At 44.6% G+C, this 16,932-nt stretch carries 12 protein-coding genes and 3 pseudogenes; 3 read left to right on the forward strand and 12 right to left on the reverse strand.

Annotation, left to right across the window (positions count from 1 at the left end; genetic code table 11):
* Nucleotides 1-232: 232 nt before the first annotated feature.
* Nucleotides 233-3,811 (forward strand): annotated as a pseudogene (locus tag AC0IYG_RS28680) (DEAD/DEAH box helicase).
* Here the strand turns inward: AC0IYG_RS28680 and AC0IYG_RS28685 are convergent.
* From AC0IYG_RS28685 to AC0IYG_RS28725, 9 genes are all read right to left on the reverse strand, one after another.
* Entirely contained in the window at nt 3,801-4,115 is a 315-nt protein-coding gene (locus tag AC0IYG_RS28685) for a hypothetical protein (protein WP_471714491.1), read from the reverse strand. The pseudogene AC0IYG_RS28680 and the gene AC0IYG_RS28685 overlap by 11 nt on opposite strands.
* Nucleotides 4,116-4,267: 152 nt before the next feature.
* On the reverse strand, nt 4,268-4,651 hold the full coding sequence (locus tag AC0IYG_RS28690) for a RidA family protein (protein WP_471714492.1): 384 nt from the start codon (nt 4,649-4,651) through the stop codon (nt 4,268-4,270).
* Nucleotides 4,652-4,682: 31 nt separating this feature from the next.
* The gene (gene recQ / locus AC0IYG_RS28695; protein ID WP_471714493.1) at nt 4,683-6,833 is read right to left on the reverse strand and encodes a DNA helicase RecQ; all 2,151 of its coding nucleotides are present in this window, start codon (nt 6,831-6,833) and stop codon (nt 4,683-4,685) included.
* A gap of 61 nt (nt 6,834-6,894) precedes the next feature.
* A complete protein-coding gene (locus AC0IYG_RS28700; protein ID WP_471714494.1) occupies nt 6,895-8,658 on the reverse strand; it encodes a ComEA family DNA-binding protein in 1,764 nt (587 codons plus the stop codon).
* Nucleotides 8,655-8,978, reverse strand: a complete 324-nt coding sequence (locus tag AC0IYG_RS28705; protein ID WP_471714495.1) for a hypothetical protein — start codon at nt 8,976-8,978, stop codon at nt 8,655-8,657. Before AC0IYG_RS28705 ends, AC0IYG_RS28700 begins: the two co-directional genes overlap by 4 nt.
* Before the next feature lie 24 nt (nt 8,979-9,002).
* On the reverse strand, nt 9,003-9,866 hold the full coding sequence (gene nadC / locus AC0IYG_RS28710) for a carboxylating nicotinate-nucleotide diphosphorylase (protein ID WP_471714496.1): 864 nt from the start codon (nt 9,864-9,866) through the stop codon (nt 9,003-9,005).
* Nucleotides 9,867-9,911: 45 nt separating this feature from the next.
* Nucleotides 9,912-10,727: a hypothetical protein gene (locus AC0IYG_RS28715; RefSeq protein WP_471714497.1), complete on the reverse strand. Its 816-nt coding sequence runs from the start codon at nt 10,725-10,727 to the stop codon at nt 9,912-9,914.
* Nucleotides 10,728-10,940: 213 nt separating this feature from the next.
* On the reverse strand, nt 10,941-11,126 hold the full coding sequence (locus AC0IYG_RS28720; protein WP_471714498.1) for a hypothetical protein: 186 nt from the start codon (nt 11,124-11,126) through the stop codon (nt 10,941-10,943).
* Nucleotides 11,127-11,451: 325 nt separating this feature from the next.
* Nucleotides 11,452-11,745 (reverse strand): hypothetical protein, encoded by a 294-nt coding sequence (locus AC0IYG_RS28725; protein WP_471714499.1) that lies wholly within the window; start codon nt 11,743-11,745, stop codon nt 11,452-11,454.
* Nucleotides 11,746-11,816: 71 nt separating this feature from the next.
* On the opposite strand from AC0IYG_RS28725, the pseudogene upp reads away from it, so the two are divergent.
* Nucleotides 11,817-12,468: pseudogene (gene upp / locus AC0IYG_RS28730) on the forward strand (uracil phosphoribosyltransferase).
* On the opposite strand, the gene AC0IYG_RS28735 reads toward upp, so the two are convergent.
* The 3 genes from AC0IYG_RS28735 to AC0IYG_RS28745 are packed head-to-tail and all read right to left on the reverse strand — an operon-like array spanning nt 12,465 to nt 15,548.
* Nucleotides 12,465-13,415 (reverse strand): hypothetical protein, encoded by a 951-nt coding sequence (locus AC0IYG_RS28735; RefSeq protein ID WP_471714500.1) that lies wholly within the window; start codon nt 13,413-13,415, stop codon nt 12,465-12,467. The pseudogene upp and the gene AC0IYG_RS28735 sit on opposite strands and share 4 nt — an antisense overlap.
* 49 nt (nt 13,416-13,464) lie before the next feature.
* Nucleotides 13,465-13,794, reverse strand: coding sequence for a TonB-dependent receptor domain-containing protein (locus tag AC0IYG_RS28740; RefSeq protein ID WP_471714501.1), 330 nt, complete (start codon nt 13,792-13,794; stop codon nt 13,465-13,467).
* Nucleotides 13,795-13,796: 2 nt separating this feature from the next.
* Entirely contained in the window at nt 13,797-15,548 is a 1,752-nt protein-coding gene (locus AC0IYG_RS28745) for a carboxypeptidase-like regulatory domain-containing protein (RefSeq protein WP_471714502.1), read from the reverse strand.
* Nucleotides 15,549-15,783: 235 nt separating this feature from the next.
* Between AC0IYG_RS28745 and AC0IYG_RS28750 the strand changes: the two are divergent.
* Nucleotides 15,784-16,852 (forward strand): annotated as a pseudogene (locus tag AC0IYG_RS28750) (mannose-1-phosphate guanylyltransferase).
* The last annotated feature ends 80 nt before the right edge of the window (nt 16,853-16,932 follow it).

The raw sequence follows: 16,932 nt of genomic DNA on the forward strand, positions 1-16,932 counted from the left end.
AAATGGAAAACGAAAAGAAGGAGAAATTATCCAACTTCTTAATAAGACGGGCGGAAAAGGATGTATTGTCAAGGGGGCGTTCCATTTATAGCAGCGGGGGATTAAAGGTTTCCAAGCTCGACTATAACGGTCCTGGTAACGCCGAATTCAAGGTCAAAAGCGACTATTCTATTCAGTTTTACCAGATTTTCATCCGCGATTTTCTCACACCGCAAATCACAACCGAGTGTTCATGTCCCGACAAAGCCGGGCTTTGCAAGCACCGCGTGGCAGCAATATTATATATTCTCGATAAAATGCCGACGATCAAGCAGGTTGTTCATGAAATGAGCAGCACGGTGATCGAATTGGCAGAGATTAAGGAGCTTCAACTGAGAAATCTGGTCCTGGAAGACACCTGGAAAAACCGGGAATCTATCCAAAATGTAACGATCGTTTCTGCAAAAGAAGGCGAAGCACAATGCATTGTAACGCATCATGAAGTTGACTATAAGGTTGATTTTCAGCGCATAAAAAGCACAAAACAAGTCCACACTTCCTGCACTTGCGACCAAAAGCTTTGGGTTCCTTTGTGTGAGCACAAGCTGGCAGTGTTGCTGAAACTTCGTGAAGAACTTGGCGAACGCGCTTTTGAAGTCATGCGCGACCTTACGGTTGAAAAAAACAATTTGCTGGCCGAATATGGTTATTCACTTGAAGACGACATTAAGGGAAAGTTTGAATTCAAGCTCGACGAAGATGGCGGCTTATATTTGATTAAATCGGACCCTGCGTTGCAGAAAGTGGGTTCTTACCAGGATTGGGGAACATTGCGTGAGCGTATTTTGCCTGCGCAAAACAATACATTCAGCGTTTCGGCAGACGGTCAGCAGGATGATGAAGACCGGATCTCGATTTTTGTTTTTTGGTCAAAAGGCAAAAATCATCTTTTAGACATTGGTTTTGGCGTTTTCTCTGTCAAACACAGCTCTAAATCTGAGAAGATCACCAACATTCGCAACATTGCAGGCGGTTCAAGTCACTATTATTCAGCCGATGAAATCCCGGTTTTAACGGATGCAGATGCACGGCTTGTGCGTGTGGCGAAGCATTGGGAAGAAGGTTTGCAAAAGTTCATCCGTAAGCAGGGCTGGGCTTATAATGCTTATCTGCACTTTGATGACGTGAGCGCAGAGCAACGTTACGAAGCACGAAATTATGTCGGTAAGCAGCTGAACAGGGTTTTCAATGACCTTGATCCTGAGCGTGTTTACCTGGCCGAGAGTGATTATGTGACAAGCAACAACCAGCTTACACAGCTGCAGTTGCATCGCGAACCCGTTAAGCTTTTCTTTGTGCTGACGGAGGATAAGGAGTTTATCACGCTCAATCCGTATGTCGAGCTCACGGCAGGAAGTCCGCTGGAACTGGAAAAAGTGATTTCACTCGACAGTTTCTGGCTGGGCATTTATAATGAAAAGATTCTCTTCCGCTGGGCGGGCATTAGCGAGGCCGAAATGGTCGCTTACCTGAGCCAGACGGGTTATAAAATAAAGGTTAAGAAAGATTTTTCAGAGGATTTCCTCAAAGAATGGATCATTCCGGTTTCTGAGCAATTTGACGTTATTTTCCAGACGCGACACGAGGTGCTTAACCGGCCATTGAAGTTTGGGAAACCGCGCATTTTCCTCAAGAAAGACGAGGCCAATTTGCTTATTGTGCCATCTTTCGTTTACAAAGATGAAAATGACGAAAACGCCGAGGTGACTTTCCTGCATGATCAGCGAAGAAGCAAGATCAGTTTTGAAGACAATCACATTACCATGCTCGAACGCGATCTGCCCGCAGAAAACGCAGTTTGGGAATGGATGAAGACGCTTAATCCGTCATTTGCGAACCAATCTGGGCAGCCGTTTTTTTACGTTCCGCTGGATCAGGTGATGAAAGGCGGGTGGCTTTTCAATTTTGTGGATGCCGTCAATAAGAAGCATTATGATCTTTTGGGTTTCAAAGACCTGAAAAAAATGAAGTTCAATCCGAATCGCGGAACGGTTAAGGTGCACGCATCTTCCGGAATCGATTGGTTTGATATGGAAGTAGAGATCATGTTTGGCGATCAGCGCATTTCTTTGGCAGATGCGAAAAAAGCATTGCTCAAAAAGCAGAATTACGTCCAGTTGCAAGATGGTTCATTGGGCGTTTTGCCTGAAGAATGGATTAGTAAACTGGAACCGCTGTTGCAATTTGGACGCGTAAATGGTGAAAAGATCCATTTGTCCAAAATACATTTCTCACTCATTGATGAGCTGGTTTCTGAAACAGATAATGAAGAGGTTTTCAGAGAGCTTTATGAAAAGAAGCAAAAGCTGCTCAATTTCAAACAAATTCCAAATGTTGCCCTGCCGGAGAATGTCAATGCAACGTTAAGACAATATCAGGAAGAGGGTTATAAATGGATTCATTTTCTGGATGAATTCGGCTGGGGCGGTTGCCTTGCCGATGACATGGGATTAGGGAAAACATTGCAAATGCTAACCTTCCTGCAACAGCAAAAAAACCTGAATCCGGAACATACGAACTTAGTCGTAGTTCCTACCACGCTGATTTTCAACTGGCAAGCTGAGGCTGCAAAGTTTACGCCCGATCTGAGCTTATATGTGCACCGCGGCATGACGCGCAGGAAGGACATTGAGTTTTTCCGAAATTATGACGTTATCCTGACCACATACGGCACCATGCGCAGTGACGTGGAGCTGCTTCGTAAGTTTGACTTTAATTACATTGTCCTCGACGAAGCGCAGGCGATCAAAAATCCTGATTCGCTCACTTCAAAAGCCTCGCGTTTGCTGCACGCAAAGAACCGTTTGACGATGACGGGAACGCCGGTTGAGAATAACACATTCGATCTTTACTCGCAATTTGAATTCCTTAATCCCGGAATGCTGGGCCATGCGGACTTCTTCCGCAGTGAATATGCGACGCCGATTGATAAATATCAGGACAAGGAAAAAGCGGCTAAACTACGCAAGCTCGTTTATCCATTCATGCTGAAACGCACGAAGAGGAAGTTGCAACCGATTTGCCGGATAAAACAGAAACCATTTTGTTCTGTGAAATGGGCAATAAGCAACGGAAAGTTTACGACACATTCAGAGAAAAATATCGTCTGGAAATTGCAGAAAAACTAGCAACGGAAGGACTCAATAAAAGCAGTTTCCTGATTCTGGAAGCACTTTTGAAGCTGAGACAAATCTGCGATTCTCCCGCTATTTTGTCAGGAGATGAGGATTATGGGAACGAGTCAGCGAAGCTGGAAGAAATTGTTCGAGAGATCGAGGAAAATGCCTCTAATCACAAAATATTGATTTTCAGTCAGTTCTTAGGAATGTTGGATCTGATTCGTAAGCATCTTGAAAAGGTTAACATTCCTTACGAATATCTGGACGGGCAGACCGTTGACAGGGCCGGTCGAGTCAACCGTTTTCAAAACGATCAGACTTGCCGTGTATTCCTGATGAGCTTAAAAGCAGGCGGCGTCGGACTTAACCTTACCGAAGCAGATTACGTCTATCTTGTGGACCCGTGGTGGAACCCAGCCGTTGAAAGACAAGCGATTGACCGTACACACCGCATTGGGCAGACGCGCAAAGTGTTTGCTTATAAGATGATTTGTAAAGACACAATTGAGGAAAAGATCCTGTTACTTCAACAGCGTAAGCAGGATCTGGCGGAAGATTTGGTAGGAGGAGAATCTGGTTTTATTAAGAAACTAAGTCAGGAAGACATTATGGGGCTCTTCCAGTTAAGCCACCATAATGTTCTTAGTTATTGAGCATCTTGCCAGCTGAAATGTTCAGTAAGCTGTTATTCAAAAGCTTGGTAGAACTCATGGATTGCGAAGTGCTGTCTAATGACGCAAAATCAAATAAATTTCCTTTCGAAGAAACCTTCACGGCCTGAACATCTGAAAATTTGGCAGTTTGTACATCGGCCAGCTCTCCATTTTGATCAACTGAGGGCGCATTGTATATTTTTTCTACATTCCCACCAGTCATCGCTTTGTAGCGTGCTTCTTTTTGTATTACACAAAGTACCAGTAAAAAGGTGGCGATGAGCAACGTATGTTTGTTTTTCATAATAAGATGTCTAATTTTTTAGGGTGTTAGTAAGACAACTACAACACATAGAGCAATTTTCGAGCCAAATGGTTGTAACCCCTGAAAAATTATTTAAGTACAAAAAAAACCTCCTTGTCAATTGTAAGGCTTTTTTTAATTATTCTAAGAGCCTACTGAACTATTGCCGTAAATTCAATCTCAACCAAGTAGTCCGGAGACACCAGTTTGCTGATTTCATAAATTCCGGTTGTCGGCTTAATGTCTTTAAAATAGGCGCCGTGAGCGCGGGCAATTTCATCAAATAATGTGATATCTGTGGTAAAAATCCGCGTTCTCACCACATCATTCAAACTTGCGCCAGCATCAGAAAGCACCTTCTCAATCCGCTCAATGATGTTATTGGTCTGTGCGAAGGCATCATTTGCTTTCACATTTTCACCGTCAACGATGGCGACGGTTCCGGCGACTTCTACAATGTTGCCAATGCGAACTGCACGGCAATAACCCATTTTGTCTTCCCACGGTGACCCGGATAATATATTTTGTCTTGACATTTGTGGTATTAGTATAATGTAAATATACGGTTTAATTCCCGGCTTCTTCAAATAGTGCTAGTGCGAGCCTGATCTGACCGTAATCGAATTGCTCATTTAGCAATTCAAAAAGCGGTTTGAGCGGATCATTTTTTCCAACCTGAATTTCTTGTGCCGCTTCCGTAATGGTTATATATGCCTTTGGATCAAGCAGCGCTTTGAGATCAATGTCATGACCATCATCTTTTAGCTTGATCAAATGTGAAATGATCGTGACCGTGCTCAGATCCCGTTTTTCTGCAATTACTTTTAAAGAGTAACCTTCTTTATACAAGTCGAGCGTGTCAATGTAGGTCATTCCTTTGATGACGCGTGTTCCGGGCTTGGTGTTTTCCTTCGCAAATGACAGGATCTCGTTAATGAATGTTTCTCCATAACGCCTGAATTTCTCAGCGCCCACGCCCGAAATCGCCTTCATTTGCGCCTCGGAAACCGGTTTCTTTTGTGCCATCTCCGAAATCGTCGCATCGCTGAAAACGACGTAAGGCGGAACGCCCAACGCATCGGCCATTTGTTTCCTGAGCAAACGCAGCTGTTCAAACAATGCATCACGGATGATTTCCTGCTTCGGTTTTTCCTTCGGAACAAGCTCTTCTTCTTTGGCTTTCCGCTCGCTTAACGGGATAAATTTCACAAGCTCCACCTTGCGCTCACCCTTCAAAACCTGCTTACTGACCGGATTGAGCTTAAATGCATGCGCCTCGTCATAAGCAATGTCCATCACGCCGGAATTCAGCAACTGACCAATATATTCGACCCATTCCTCACCCCGCAGCTCGTTTCCAACGCCAAATGTTGGGAGCCGGTCGTAGCCGTGCTGCAAAATATTCCGGTTACGGCTGCCTCTCAAAATGTCGATCAGCATCCCCATTGCTATTTTCTGGTCTGTGCGTGCAATGCCGGACAATGCTTTTTGTGCAATAACCGTCGCGTCAAACCTGGTTCGGGGATTTCGGCAGACGTCGCAATTGCCGCAATCCGTTTCAACGGCTTCATTAAAATAGCTGAGCAAAATGCGCCTTCTGCACATATCCGCTTCTGCATATTGCTTCATACGGTTCAGTTTGGCATGAAGCAGTTCCTTTTGCTCGGCCGATTGATCCGAATTGTTGATCATATCCTGGCGCGTAATGATGTCCAGAAAGCTGTAAAACAAAACGGTGTCCGAAGCCGAGCCATCACGTCCTGCCCGTCCGATTTCCTGGTAAAAGCTTTCAACATTCGACGGCAAATTGTAATGGATCACCCAGCGCACATTGGATTTGTCAATGCCCATTCCAAATGCGATCGTGGCCACAATAACCTGAATGTCATCTTTCAAAAACTGCTCTTGCACGCGCGATCGCTTCGTCGCCTCCAATCCTGCGTGATAATATTCCGCTTTGAAGCCCGCGTTTTTCAAACTCGCTGCAACCGTTTCGGTGCCTTTGCGGCTCAAACAATATATAATGCCAGCCTGACCTTCGTGTTTTCTCAAAAATTCCTGAATCTGCTGCATCCGTTTTCTGCCGGGAAGCACACTTAGACTCAGATTAGGACGGTCGAAGCTGGCGATAAATGTTTCTGCGGATTGAATGTTAAGCTGTTTCAGAATGTCGCGCCGTGTGACGCGGTCTGCCGTTGCGGTCAATGCAATGATTGGGGTGTTCGGAAACCGCATTTTCAGCGTATTCAGCTGCCTGTATTCCGGGCGGAAATCGTGGCCCCAGGAAGAAATGCAATGTGATTCATCAATGGCAAATAAGGTGACATTCCATTCACGCAGAAAATCGAAAGTATTTCCTGAAAAAAGCCGTTCAGGGGCAATGTAAAGCAGTTTCAGCTCACCGACTTTGGCTTGCCACATGACGTTATCCTGCTCTGCGCCGGATAATGATGAGTTCAGAAAAGCGGCGTTTACGCCATTTCCGCGCAATGCTTCCACCTGGTCCTTCATCAATGCGATCAAGGGTGAAATGACGACGGTAAGGCCTTCGCGCAGCAATGCCGGGATCTGGAAACAAACCGATTTTCCCCCACCGGTCGGCATTAACACAAGGCAGTCGTTTCCTGCCATCACGGTGTCAATGATTTCGGCTTGCTGTGGTCGAAATGAGTCGTAACCAAAGTATTTTTTTAGTGCTTCTAGTTTGTTATCTGGCATTGGTTTTCAAAATGAGGTTCAAATTTTGGGATTAATTGCGGCCTATCAAAACTATATTTTGTCAAAACTGATACATGACCTGGGCTTTCAACTCGCTTCTTTTGCTTCCTTTTATCTCATTAAGCCCCGAACTTATTTTGTCCAAATCGGCATATCGCGTCTGTGACCACCTGAGCCAGAGCTTCATATTTTTTGAAAGTGCGTATCGCGCCATCAGATAATGTCTGGTGCCGGTGTCGTAATAAGCCGGAATTGAAAACGCGTAAAGCATATCTTTTTCGTAAACATATTGCCGGCTGTCGTAATCATCCGTCTTGAAGTAAGCAACACGCGCACTTAATTCAACTTTTGGAAAATGCCAGCTTACGTCCTGCAAAATCGTGAAGCCATTGGACCTCGAAATTTTTAAATAAAGAAGATTACCGCTTTGAAAACGCGTTTTTAGCGAAAAATGCAGCGGCTTTTCATATTCCAGGTTGAATGTGGCCGTCCTGCGGAGCGTAGTTGCCAGTTTTATGTCCGTTTCTTCATCCGCCGGCGGATTCCGCTGCTTATTTTTCTGGTGAAAAAGCGCGTAAGCATTGAACCGTTTATTGGGTTTCCAGAGAATGTGCAGATAATAATCAAAGCCTTTTGAAGGCGCATCGACGAGATATTTCAGCCACGGAAATTTGAAATAGTCATAAAATCCACTGAATTGCCATCGGCGTGAAGGCATATAACGCAACCCCGCATAACCGCCCGTTTCGTTGATCGGGCGTGCTGATTCGCTGAATGCATTTCCGTAAAATGTGTGAAAATCGCGGTCATAATGTCTTCCTAGCAAGCTGAAATCAAGCTTTTTGCCCAGTGCCATCACCATTCCGCCCACCACACCAATGCCGCCGCTTTTTGAACGCGCAGCTTCACCAAAGAAGTGGAAATTTTGCCATCTGTAATCACCGTGAAGACCAATGACAATGTTATGTTTTCCCGAAAATTCATAATGGTTGTAAAGCGCGTTTCGTTTTTGAAGCTTGATTTCATAAAATGTATTTATAAGCGTCAAACCCACTTGTCCGGCTCGTGAAGGGAGTTTATGAAGCAAATGCGCCCCGACATTTTGTTCAGTAAAATTGTTGTGTTTTTCGCGCTCGCTGGCTGTCCGGTGATAACCTGTGACTGGGAGCGAACTTGCTAAATGTTCGTCTGAACCGCTGCTTGGCACATTTGTCGTTGCGTCTCTTTTTGAATTGGAATAAAAGCCTGTGATTTCAAAGTTTGGGTTAACATTAAATGTCATCGCTCCTCCGCGAAAGAAATTGGCTTCTAAAACCGATGTGTAAGGTTTCAGGCCTAATGTGCTGCGATATGCGGTTCCGATGACTTCGGACCCTTTACCTAACGAAAACCCGGAGCCGAAAACCAATCCTTGTCCGGCCTGCATTTGATAATCACCGACAATCATGTTCCGAAACTTTCCCTGATTCATGATCTGGGCATGAAATGAAGAGAAGTCCACACCGAAAACCTGATGCTTTCCCTGCCAGTCCCAGAGCAATTCGCCCGCATCTTTTTCCATTGTAATGCCGTAACTGTAAGCCCCGGCGCGTGAATTCCGGTATTTTAGATATCCGTAAAACGTTTTTCCGGCATAACGCGAAGTGGCATCGGCTGAAAAGCCCTTTTGCTTTTCCAGTAATTTTCCCGAACGGACCATCAGGAAATGCTGAGAAGGGTTCTTCCAGTGATTCGGAAAGTGAAACGGCTTGCGCTTGAAGCGTAATGAAAGGCAGCAGGCGGAAAATTGTTTCGAGATCAAACTCCGGAATGGCCTGTAACTCATAAAAGAGAAAGCAGCGGACCGAGCTTTTCGCGGTAAGCAAAGAATGCATTCAGCTGGTTTTCGGAAAGCAGCAGCAAAGCCGCCAGCTCGTCCCTCGAAACGCAATTAATGTCCAGCGGCTCAGCATACAATTGGAAAAGCGACTCATACAGATCCGCATAATCCGAATCTTCTGAGGCATCGGGAAGTGCATTTTGGATAAAGACATTGATGTCAATCTCCTTTCTGGGCGGATCCTGTGCACAAAGCGACATAGGAACCAGCAGGAAAATGCGGAAGGTAATTTTAAAAGCGTAGGTTAATGTATTTCGTTTAATCATACGCTTTCGGGTTAAATGGAGCGGTTAAAAGGCTTTTAAACTTAAATCAACACTTCTTGCCTGGTGGGTCAGCGCGCCGCTCGATATGCCATCGACACCGGTTTCTGCGACCGCCCGCAAGGTTTTTTCAGTAATATTTCCGGAAGCTTCCGTTTCGTATTGTCCGCCAATGCGTTTCACGGCTTCACGAAGATCTTCCAGCGAAAAATTGTCAAGCATTATAATATCGACCTTCCCCACACGCAGCACTTCGTCGACTTCTTTGAGATTTCTGGTCTCGATTTCGATTTTGAGTTTCTTGCCCGTCTGCTCCAGATAATCATTTGCGCGTAAAATCGCCGGTTCAATGCCGCCTGCATAATCCACATGATTGTCTTTCAGCATAATCATGTCATACAAGCCCATCCGGTGGTTTACGGCGCCTCCGATTGTCACAGCTATTTTTTCAAAAACCCTGAAATTCGGTGTCGTTTTTCTGGTGTCGAGTAATTTTACCGGCAAATCTTTTATCAATTCAGTCATCTGATGCGCATAAGTGGCAATGCCGCTCATGCGCTGCATTGTGTTGAGTACCAGGCGCTCAGCTTTCAAAATCAGACGTGCATTGCCTTCAACGGTAAATGCCACATCTTTACTTTTGACGTAAGTGCCGTCAAGAAGTAACACATTTATTTTTAGCGGGGGATAATTATATATTGAAGCAGTCTCTTCGAAAATGATTTGTGCGACTTCAACACCGGCCAGAATGCCTTCCTGTTTTACAAGCAGCTGCGCACGCTTCATTGCATTTTCGGGCACGCAGGAAAGTGACGAATGATCACCGTCACCAATGTCTTCCAACAAAGCAAGCCTGATCAGATCGCGAAGTTCATGGGGATTGGTTTCCATATAATTATGGGTTAATAAAAGCTAATGGTGTAGAAAAACGTAGTCTTAATAAGTCTGCTGGCGGAAAGCCATATTATAGCGTAGCGCCAATGACCAAACCGTGGATTTGGCCGCAATGGTTTCATTCGGAGATGTAATTCTTCTTTTCAGGAACCGGCCGTCAATGAACAAATTATGTGCCAGTGAATAGCTCACGCGCAAGTCTGTATAAGCAGTCGAAGCCTTAATTCCCTGACCGATCTTCTGATTCAGGTCACCATCACGGTTTACATTCCGGTTCTCATAACTCTTGAGAAGGTCACCTCCGAAGCTCACATCACTATTTATCGGGTCCTTACCCTGATTGGCCATCATTATTGTTCCGTATAAAGACAATCTTGATGTGGCTTTGTAACGGATTATGCCCAGATATTCCCTGAAATTAGCACCGAGCGGATGCGTGAGCGATTGCCCGTAATGCACGTAACTCCGACCGCCGTCCTTATGCGAGTAAGTGTAAGGACGCACGAGATTGTATTCCGCTTGCAAATCGAGGTTAGGCACGCCAAATGCATCAACGTATTTTCCACCCAGCTGAAAACTGTATTTATTTGTCCACGAGCCGCTTCCGTTGAAAAGGAATTTTGTCAAAAACTCATCCAAAACAAATTGACTGTAAATAGAAGCTTTGTTTGCCACGAGCCAGCGAAAATCAAAACCCAAAAGCGCATTATCCTGGCTTCCAAGATAAGATTCTACGTATCTGTAAAAAATGATCGGGTTCAGATAATTCAGATCATAACCTCCGCCGACCGAATCGCGGTTAAAAACTTCGGCTTCGAACACACCAACATCGATCTTGTCGGTCAGGTTAACACTCAAATGGTGGATTGCGGCGAATTTTTTGCTTCTTTAAAAGCTCGCTGTTGCCCTGAGAGTTGATCATGCTGGTAAACAAGTTAGTATAATGGAACTTGCCAAGCTGTGTATCAAGCCTTAGAAACAAATAAGGACTGCTGTTATCTGATAAAATCAACGATCTGTAACCACTCCCAAAAACATTGTGATCGTGCCCAAACTTAACATTAATGCTTTTTAACGGGCGGAATGTAATGTAACCTCTTGCTGTAAGAAAGTCGATTCCACAGGTTGCGTGTTTCTTTCGGCGAGTCCTTCGCCGGGGAAACTGTATTCATCCCTTTTGAAATCATTCACATAGCGCGGGTAACGTCCCTGACTATCCGTCACGTAAGTATAAAACCCAAGCTTTTCATTGATCATACCGCGGATTTCAACGCCACGACTTGTTCCCCATATTTGTGAAAGTGTAATGTCTTTGTTTTCGCCAAAGTTTTTGCCGTAACTGTTGTCGTCGCCTATGAAATTGGTTGTAGTAAAATTGAAATGCAGGTCAAAATCTTTGTTATGAATGCTGTAAAGATCGGCGGGGTGATTGAAAAATCTTCTTTTTGGCCGGCAGGCGGATCCTTAAATAGGCCTAATCTGGCTAATTTGTCATATTTCAGGGAATCTGTCGCAATCATTCCATTCGTCCATTCCCAGCTGTCTTCTCTGAGATAATCGATCGTTTCCCAGTCGCGGTCGGTCAGGTTAATGGTCCCTTCTTTAATATGGAGTCGGTCAGTGCAACAACGGCTTTGCGTTCAAAGGGCTTGACATTAGAATGAAAACCTTCGGTAAACTTGCCTCTTTTGATCTCTAATCGATCAATCAGATGGTAATAATCGTCATTAAAAGGAATATAGGAGCTTTGTGCATGTACGGACGACAAGGATATTAAGCTTAAAATCAATATTTTGAAAACGCGGATAATCCCTTGATCCATAGGCAAAAAAAATCTGTCGTTCACACAATTCAGCGTTTGCGGATTATTTTTCAAATAACTGTTCCAAATTACGTCAATGAATTTGTATTATCTTGCATGGAGTAGTTTAAAAAACTGACCGAACTATGTTTTTACTTTCCCAAAAACCTTCTATCGCCGATCATTATCTGGCCGAATTGCGTGACGTAAATGTGCAAAAAGACGATGAAATTTCGTCGGAATTTGGAGCGGGTGGGAGAGTTGCTCGCGTATGAATTGTCGAAGACGCTGACATTCAAAACCGAACAAGTAGAAACACAATTGGGTGTGGCTCCATCCCGGACATTGCTGCAACAAGTTGTGCTGGCGACGATTTTAAGGGCCGGACTTCCATTGCACGAGGGTTTTCTTAACATGTTTGACAAAGCGGATAATGCATTTATCGGTGCTTATCGCGGACATCATATCAATGCTGAGGAAGAGTTCGAAGTTGAAATGGACTACATTACAAGTCCTGATCTTACCCGGCAAAATTTTAATTCTCATTGATCCGATGCTGGCCACAGGCCGGTCTATGGAAAAAGTTTATCACGCATTGTTACGCTTCGGCATTCCTGCGCAAACGCACATTGCATCCGTGATTGCCAGTCCCGAAGGCGTTGATTATTTGCAAAAACGCATTCCGCATTGCCGTCTCGGCTTGGTGCAATCGATCAAAAGCTGAATGAGCAATGGTATATCGTGCCAGGCCTCGGCGATGCCGGCGTACCTGGCTGCACGGTGAAAAGTAACGCTTAATTCAATAATTCGTCAAAAGTGATTGATACATAATAGGTTGAGCCAACATTCGGGCTTCCATATGCTTGAATGTATGAATTGCCAAACAAATTGGTCCCGCCCAGTTTGATAATGGATTTGATCGCATTGACCTTATAACTTACCTGCGCATCCAGCACGCTCACCGCCGGAACCCGTGTATTCGAGAAGATCGGAACATCCGTCGTCGTCGGAATTACAAAGCTCGACTCCCATATAAATGCCTGCTGATATTTGTAAGCAACATTAAAACCGAATGCGTTACTTGCTGTGATCCGTCTGCCGAATGACAGGTTATAGCGATATTTTGGCGTGTTAAATTGTGAATATTGCACTTCTGCTGAGGGTTTGAAGTCGTTCAGCTCATTATTTGCCACGTTTCCTCCGATGTTAAATCCTTTTGGCAAAGCGTACGTCAGGCCGAGCGCAAAACCGGTTGTCGTGATCGTCTCAGTCGTATTCACTGTTCTTGAATAACCATTGAAATTCCCCACGCCAATGCCCGACTCAATGGGCAAACCTGGCGCCGCGGCAGCCGTCGGCACCACAATCACAGTTCCTCCGATCAAATTTCTGTATTGACTAATGTAGTAGTAAGCGTCAATAAACAGTTTTTTGGCGATAACCGACTTATAACCAATCTCATAAGAAGCAATGCGCTCCGGTTTCAGTTTAACGGGTTTGTATTTTGGTAATTTTTCCAATGCATAAACCTTAGCCAGGTTCGGGACCAGTCCTGGCACCTGTGCGGCAAGGATAGCGGGCAACTGCGTTGCCAGCACACCCGGCAATGCCTGATTGACACCCGCAGTAATGGCTGCCTGGATGGCAGCCGGTGTATTAGGGATTGCGCCAGACGCAACACCTTGGTTTACAGCATTAGTAACTTGGGTTGTAACTGCCTGCGTAATCGCATTGGTGGCTTGCAATGTTACTGCGCCTTTGGCATAATTTGTGGCATTCTGAACAATTGTCGGATCATTGGCAATAACTTGCGAAATGGCGGCTTCCGATGAAGTTTTGTCTTAATATCCCATTGGAAAGATTGATCTGTGGATCAAATTCCGGCAGTCCGCCAATCAATGTTCCCGATGGCGTTCTGAGGTCGATATATTGGTTTTGGGTCGTTGGAATGCGGAAACCGGTTTGGTAAGAAAGTCTGATGTTATGCTCGCCAAATGTGGTTACGGCTGAAATCCGGGGTGTAAATTGTCCTTCGAAATTCTCGTTTTTATCATAACGGATGGAAGCCGTCAGCTTCAAATGATCGCTTAAAAGTGTTTTTCGCAGCTTGTAAAAAGGCACCATATTCAGTGATTGGAATTTTGCCGTTTCTGCCTTCTTTTCGTATCCGCAAACAATGTTCCCGCCGACCTCAGCTCATAAAGCCGGAAATTCGCGCCAGCAAGCAGTTCAACGAATTTGACCTCATTCTTAAAATTGTAAAAACCCTCCACGTGATAAAGGTTCGTTTTATCAGCAAATCCACCTCCACCGTTCACAATGGGCATATTTCTATATTTATCCAAAAGCTGGTTGTAAGCAGCCGTTCCGGGCATCGGCATATCTTTGTCAGCAAATTGACGGGCGGCGAGATGTGCCTGCTCTTCTGGTGCCCCGGATGCTCTGGCCGTTGCGAAAGCGCCAACATATTGTCCAAACCAGGTGCTATGCGGCTTAAAATCATTCAGCATGGAAACGGCAGCAAGTCCGGCAAGATAGGATTTGCCCGACCGTTCCTGCGTCGTGTAAGCCCGAACAGTAAAATTGTCGCCTCTTAGTTCCAGTTTCGCCTGGGTCAGATTGAAATCGCGCAGTGAATAACGGCCCGTTCCGGTGTAAACCGTTGTTCCATAGCCATAATTGACTTGCGCAATTGCTTCAATTTTTTCATTAATGCGATAATGAACGGCGGCATTGGCCTTAAAACTTTTGGTATTATAATCCACCAGATCCTTTTCCTGATAACCCGTTCGGCTTACGAATGTGCTTGGAACAAGCGCTACGGCCGATTGTGGAATCAGACCATTCGCCGCCAGCGTGCCTGCGACGGCATTAATGTTTGTTTGCACTTCATCACCGTAAACATTTACGCCATCGTAATCCAGGTCAGTTCCAGCTCCACGCCGTGGATCCGACGCGCCGCCGACATTTAAGTTATTGTAATTGGTTGCTTCCCAGTCTTTTGCTTTAATGTAAGACAGGTTGACTTTAAAAGCGATCTTGTTATTAAAAGCCTTTGCATAACGGATGGTGCCATCGATGAACGGCGTCGTGGCTTTCGAGCGGTTCGATTCGTGCATGACGCCTGATTTGACATTTGCGCTTAATCCCTGATATAAAAACGGACTCTTGCTATTCATTAAAATCAGCCCGTTAATGGCATTAGGCCCATAAAGTGCAGACGCGGCTCCCGGCAAAACTTCTACATTTTCAACATCCAGCTCTGACATTCCAATGATGTTGTCAAGTGAAAAATTAAGTCCCGGCGCCTGGTTATCCATTCCGTCGATCATTTGAACCGTCCTCGGATTTCCCGTGCTGCCAAATCCGCGCATGTTAACAGATTTGAACAAAACACCCTGCGTGGTCATATCAATGCCTTTAAGATTCGCAAGCGCGTCGTAAAAGTTGGCAGAAGGCGTTTCCCTGATGTTACGAATGTCCATTTTCTCAATCGCGACGGGAGATTTCATTACACTTTCCTCGACCCTGGATGCAGAAACGATGATTTCCTGACCTAATACGACCTGTTCGGCAAGCTTAATGTCTAGTTTGGAAATGCCGCCAGTGATTTCAATTTCCTGCGTTTGGAAACCTACGTAAGATATGATTAGCGCAAAAGGCGGGTTAGTTGTAGTCGTGAGTTTGAACTGTCCTTTATTATCTGTGATCGTCCCGATCACTTTTCCTTTAACCTGAATGCTAACGCCCGCAAGCGCTTCATTTGTAGTAGATTCTGTGACTTTTCCTTCAATATTGACCTGTGCAAATGCGGCGTAATGTATCAGAAAAAGCAAAATGCAAGGGCATAGTTTTAGCATAGTAGAGTTTTTCTTCATGGTTTTCAGTGGGTTGTTGTTGTCTTAGCAAGATAAATCAATATTAGCTTTTCCATAGCAATAATATGCTATTTTTTCTTTAAATGATTTTGCTATGATGTCGAGCTATCTTTGCAAAACGTCACTGTTAGTAAATTCAGAAGTCTTTGATACGTGGTAATTGGACATAACTGACGCATTATCCGTAGCTTTGGGTAGTTTTTCATAGTGTGGATAAATAAAATTACCTTTCACAATGCAGGATTCTTATGTTATTATAATGGCCGGTGGAGTTGGTACGCGGTTCTGGCCTTTCAGCAGAACCGATTTCCCTAAACAGTTTCACGATGTGTTAGGAACCGGCAAGACACTTTTGCAGCAGACAGTTGAGCGTTTCGACGGCGTTTGCCCGATCGAAAATATCTATATCGTTACAAGTCAGGAATATAAGGACATTGTAAAAGAGCAGATTCCTGCTTTGACCGACGATCAGATTTTGTTGGAGCCAAATCGCAGGAACACTGCGCCTTGCATTGCTTACGCGTGTTACAAGATCGCTTCCAAAAATCCCAATGCGAATGTGGTTGTAGCGCCAGCAGATCACATTATTTTAAAAGAAGAAAATTTCCGCGACACGATTAGCATTGCGCTGGGTGCAACACGGAATGAAGATATTTTAGTAACACTCGGGATTCAGCCAAGCCGTCCTGACACGGGATATGGTTACATTCAATACATTCCCGATAAGATGACGGTTAAGAAAGTAAAATCTTTCACCGAAAAACCGCATCTGGAACTTGCATTGCAGTTTTTGGACAGCGGAGATTTTGTCTGGAATGCAGGGATTTTTGTTTGGAATGTCAATGCTTTTAAGAAAGCTTTGAAATCATTTCAGCCCAACATTGCTGAGATTTTTGAAGGCGGAGAAGGACATTATTATCTGGAAACAGAGGATGGTTTCATCCAGAGAGCATATCAACATTGCGGCAGCATTTCCATCGACAATGGCATTATGGAAAAAGCGGATAATGTGCACGTTGTATTAAGCAACTTCGGCTGGTCGGATCTCGGAACCTGGAAGTCACTTTATGAAGTTTCCGAAAAAGACGAAAATCAGAACGTTACCGATGGAAATTTGATCCTGCATAACACAACAAATTCAATCATTAAAACTCCGAAGGACAAACTAAGTCGTTGTCAATGGCCTTGACGGCTTCATCGTCGCTGAGTACGACGGCGTTCTGCTCATCTGCCGAAAAGAAGACGAACAAAAAGTGAAAGAGTTTGTCGCCGAGGCGAAGGAGTTGGATGTGAAGTATGTTTAAAATAAGGTGATTAAAGCCAGATCGAGGGGTCTGGCTTTTTTGTTTTTAATGTGTAGATTTGTCTTAGTATTGCAATTTAA

Source organism: Dyadobacter sp. AC419 (genome assembly GCF_979253085.1).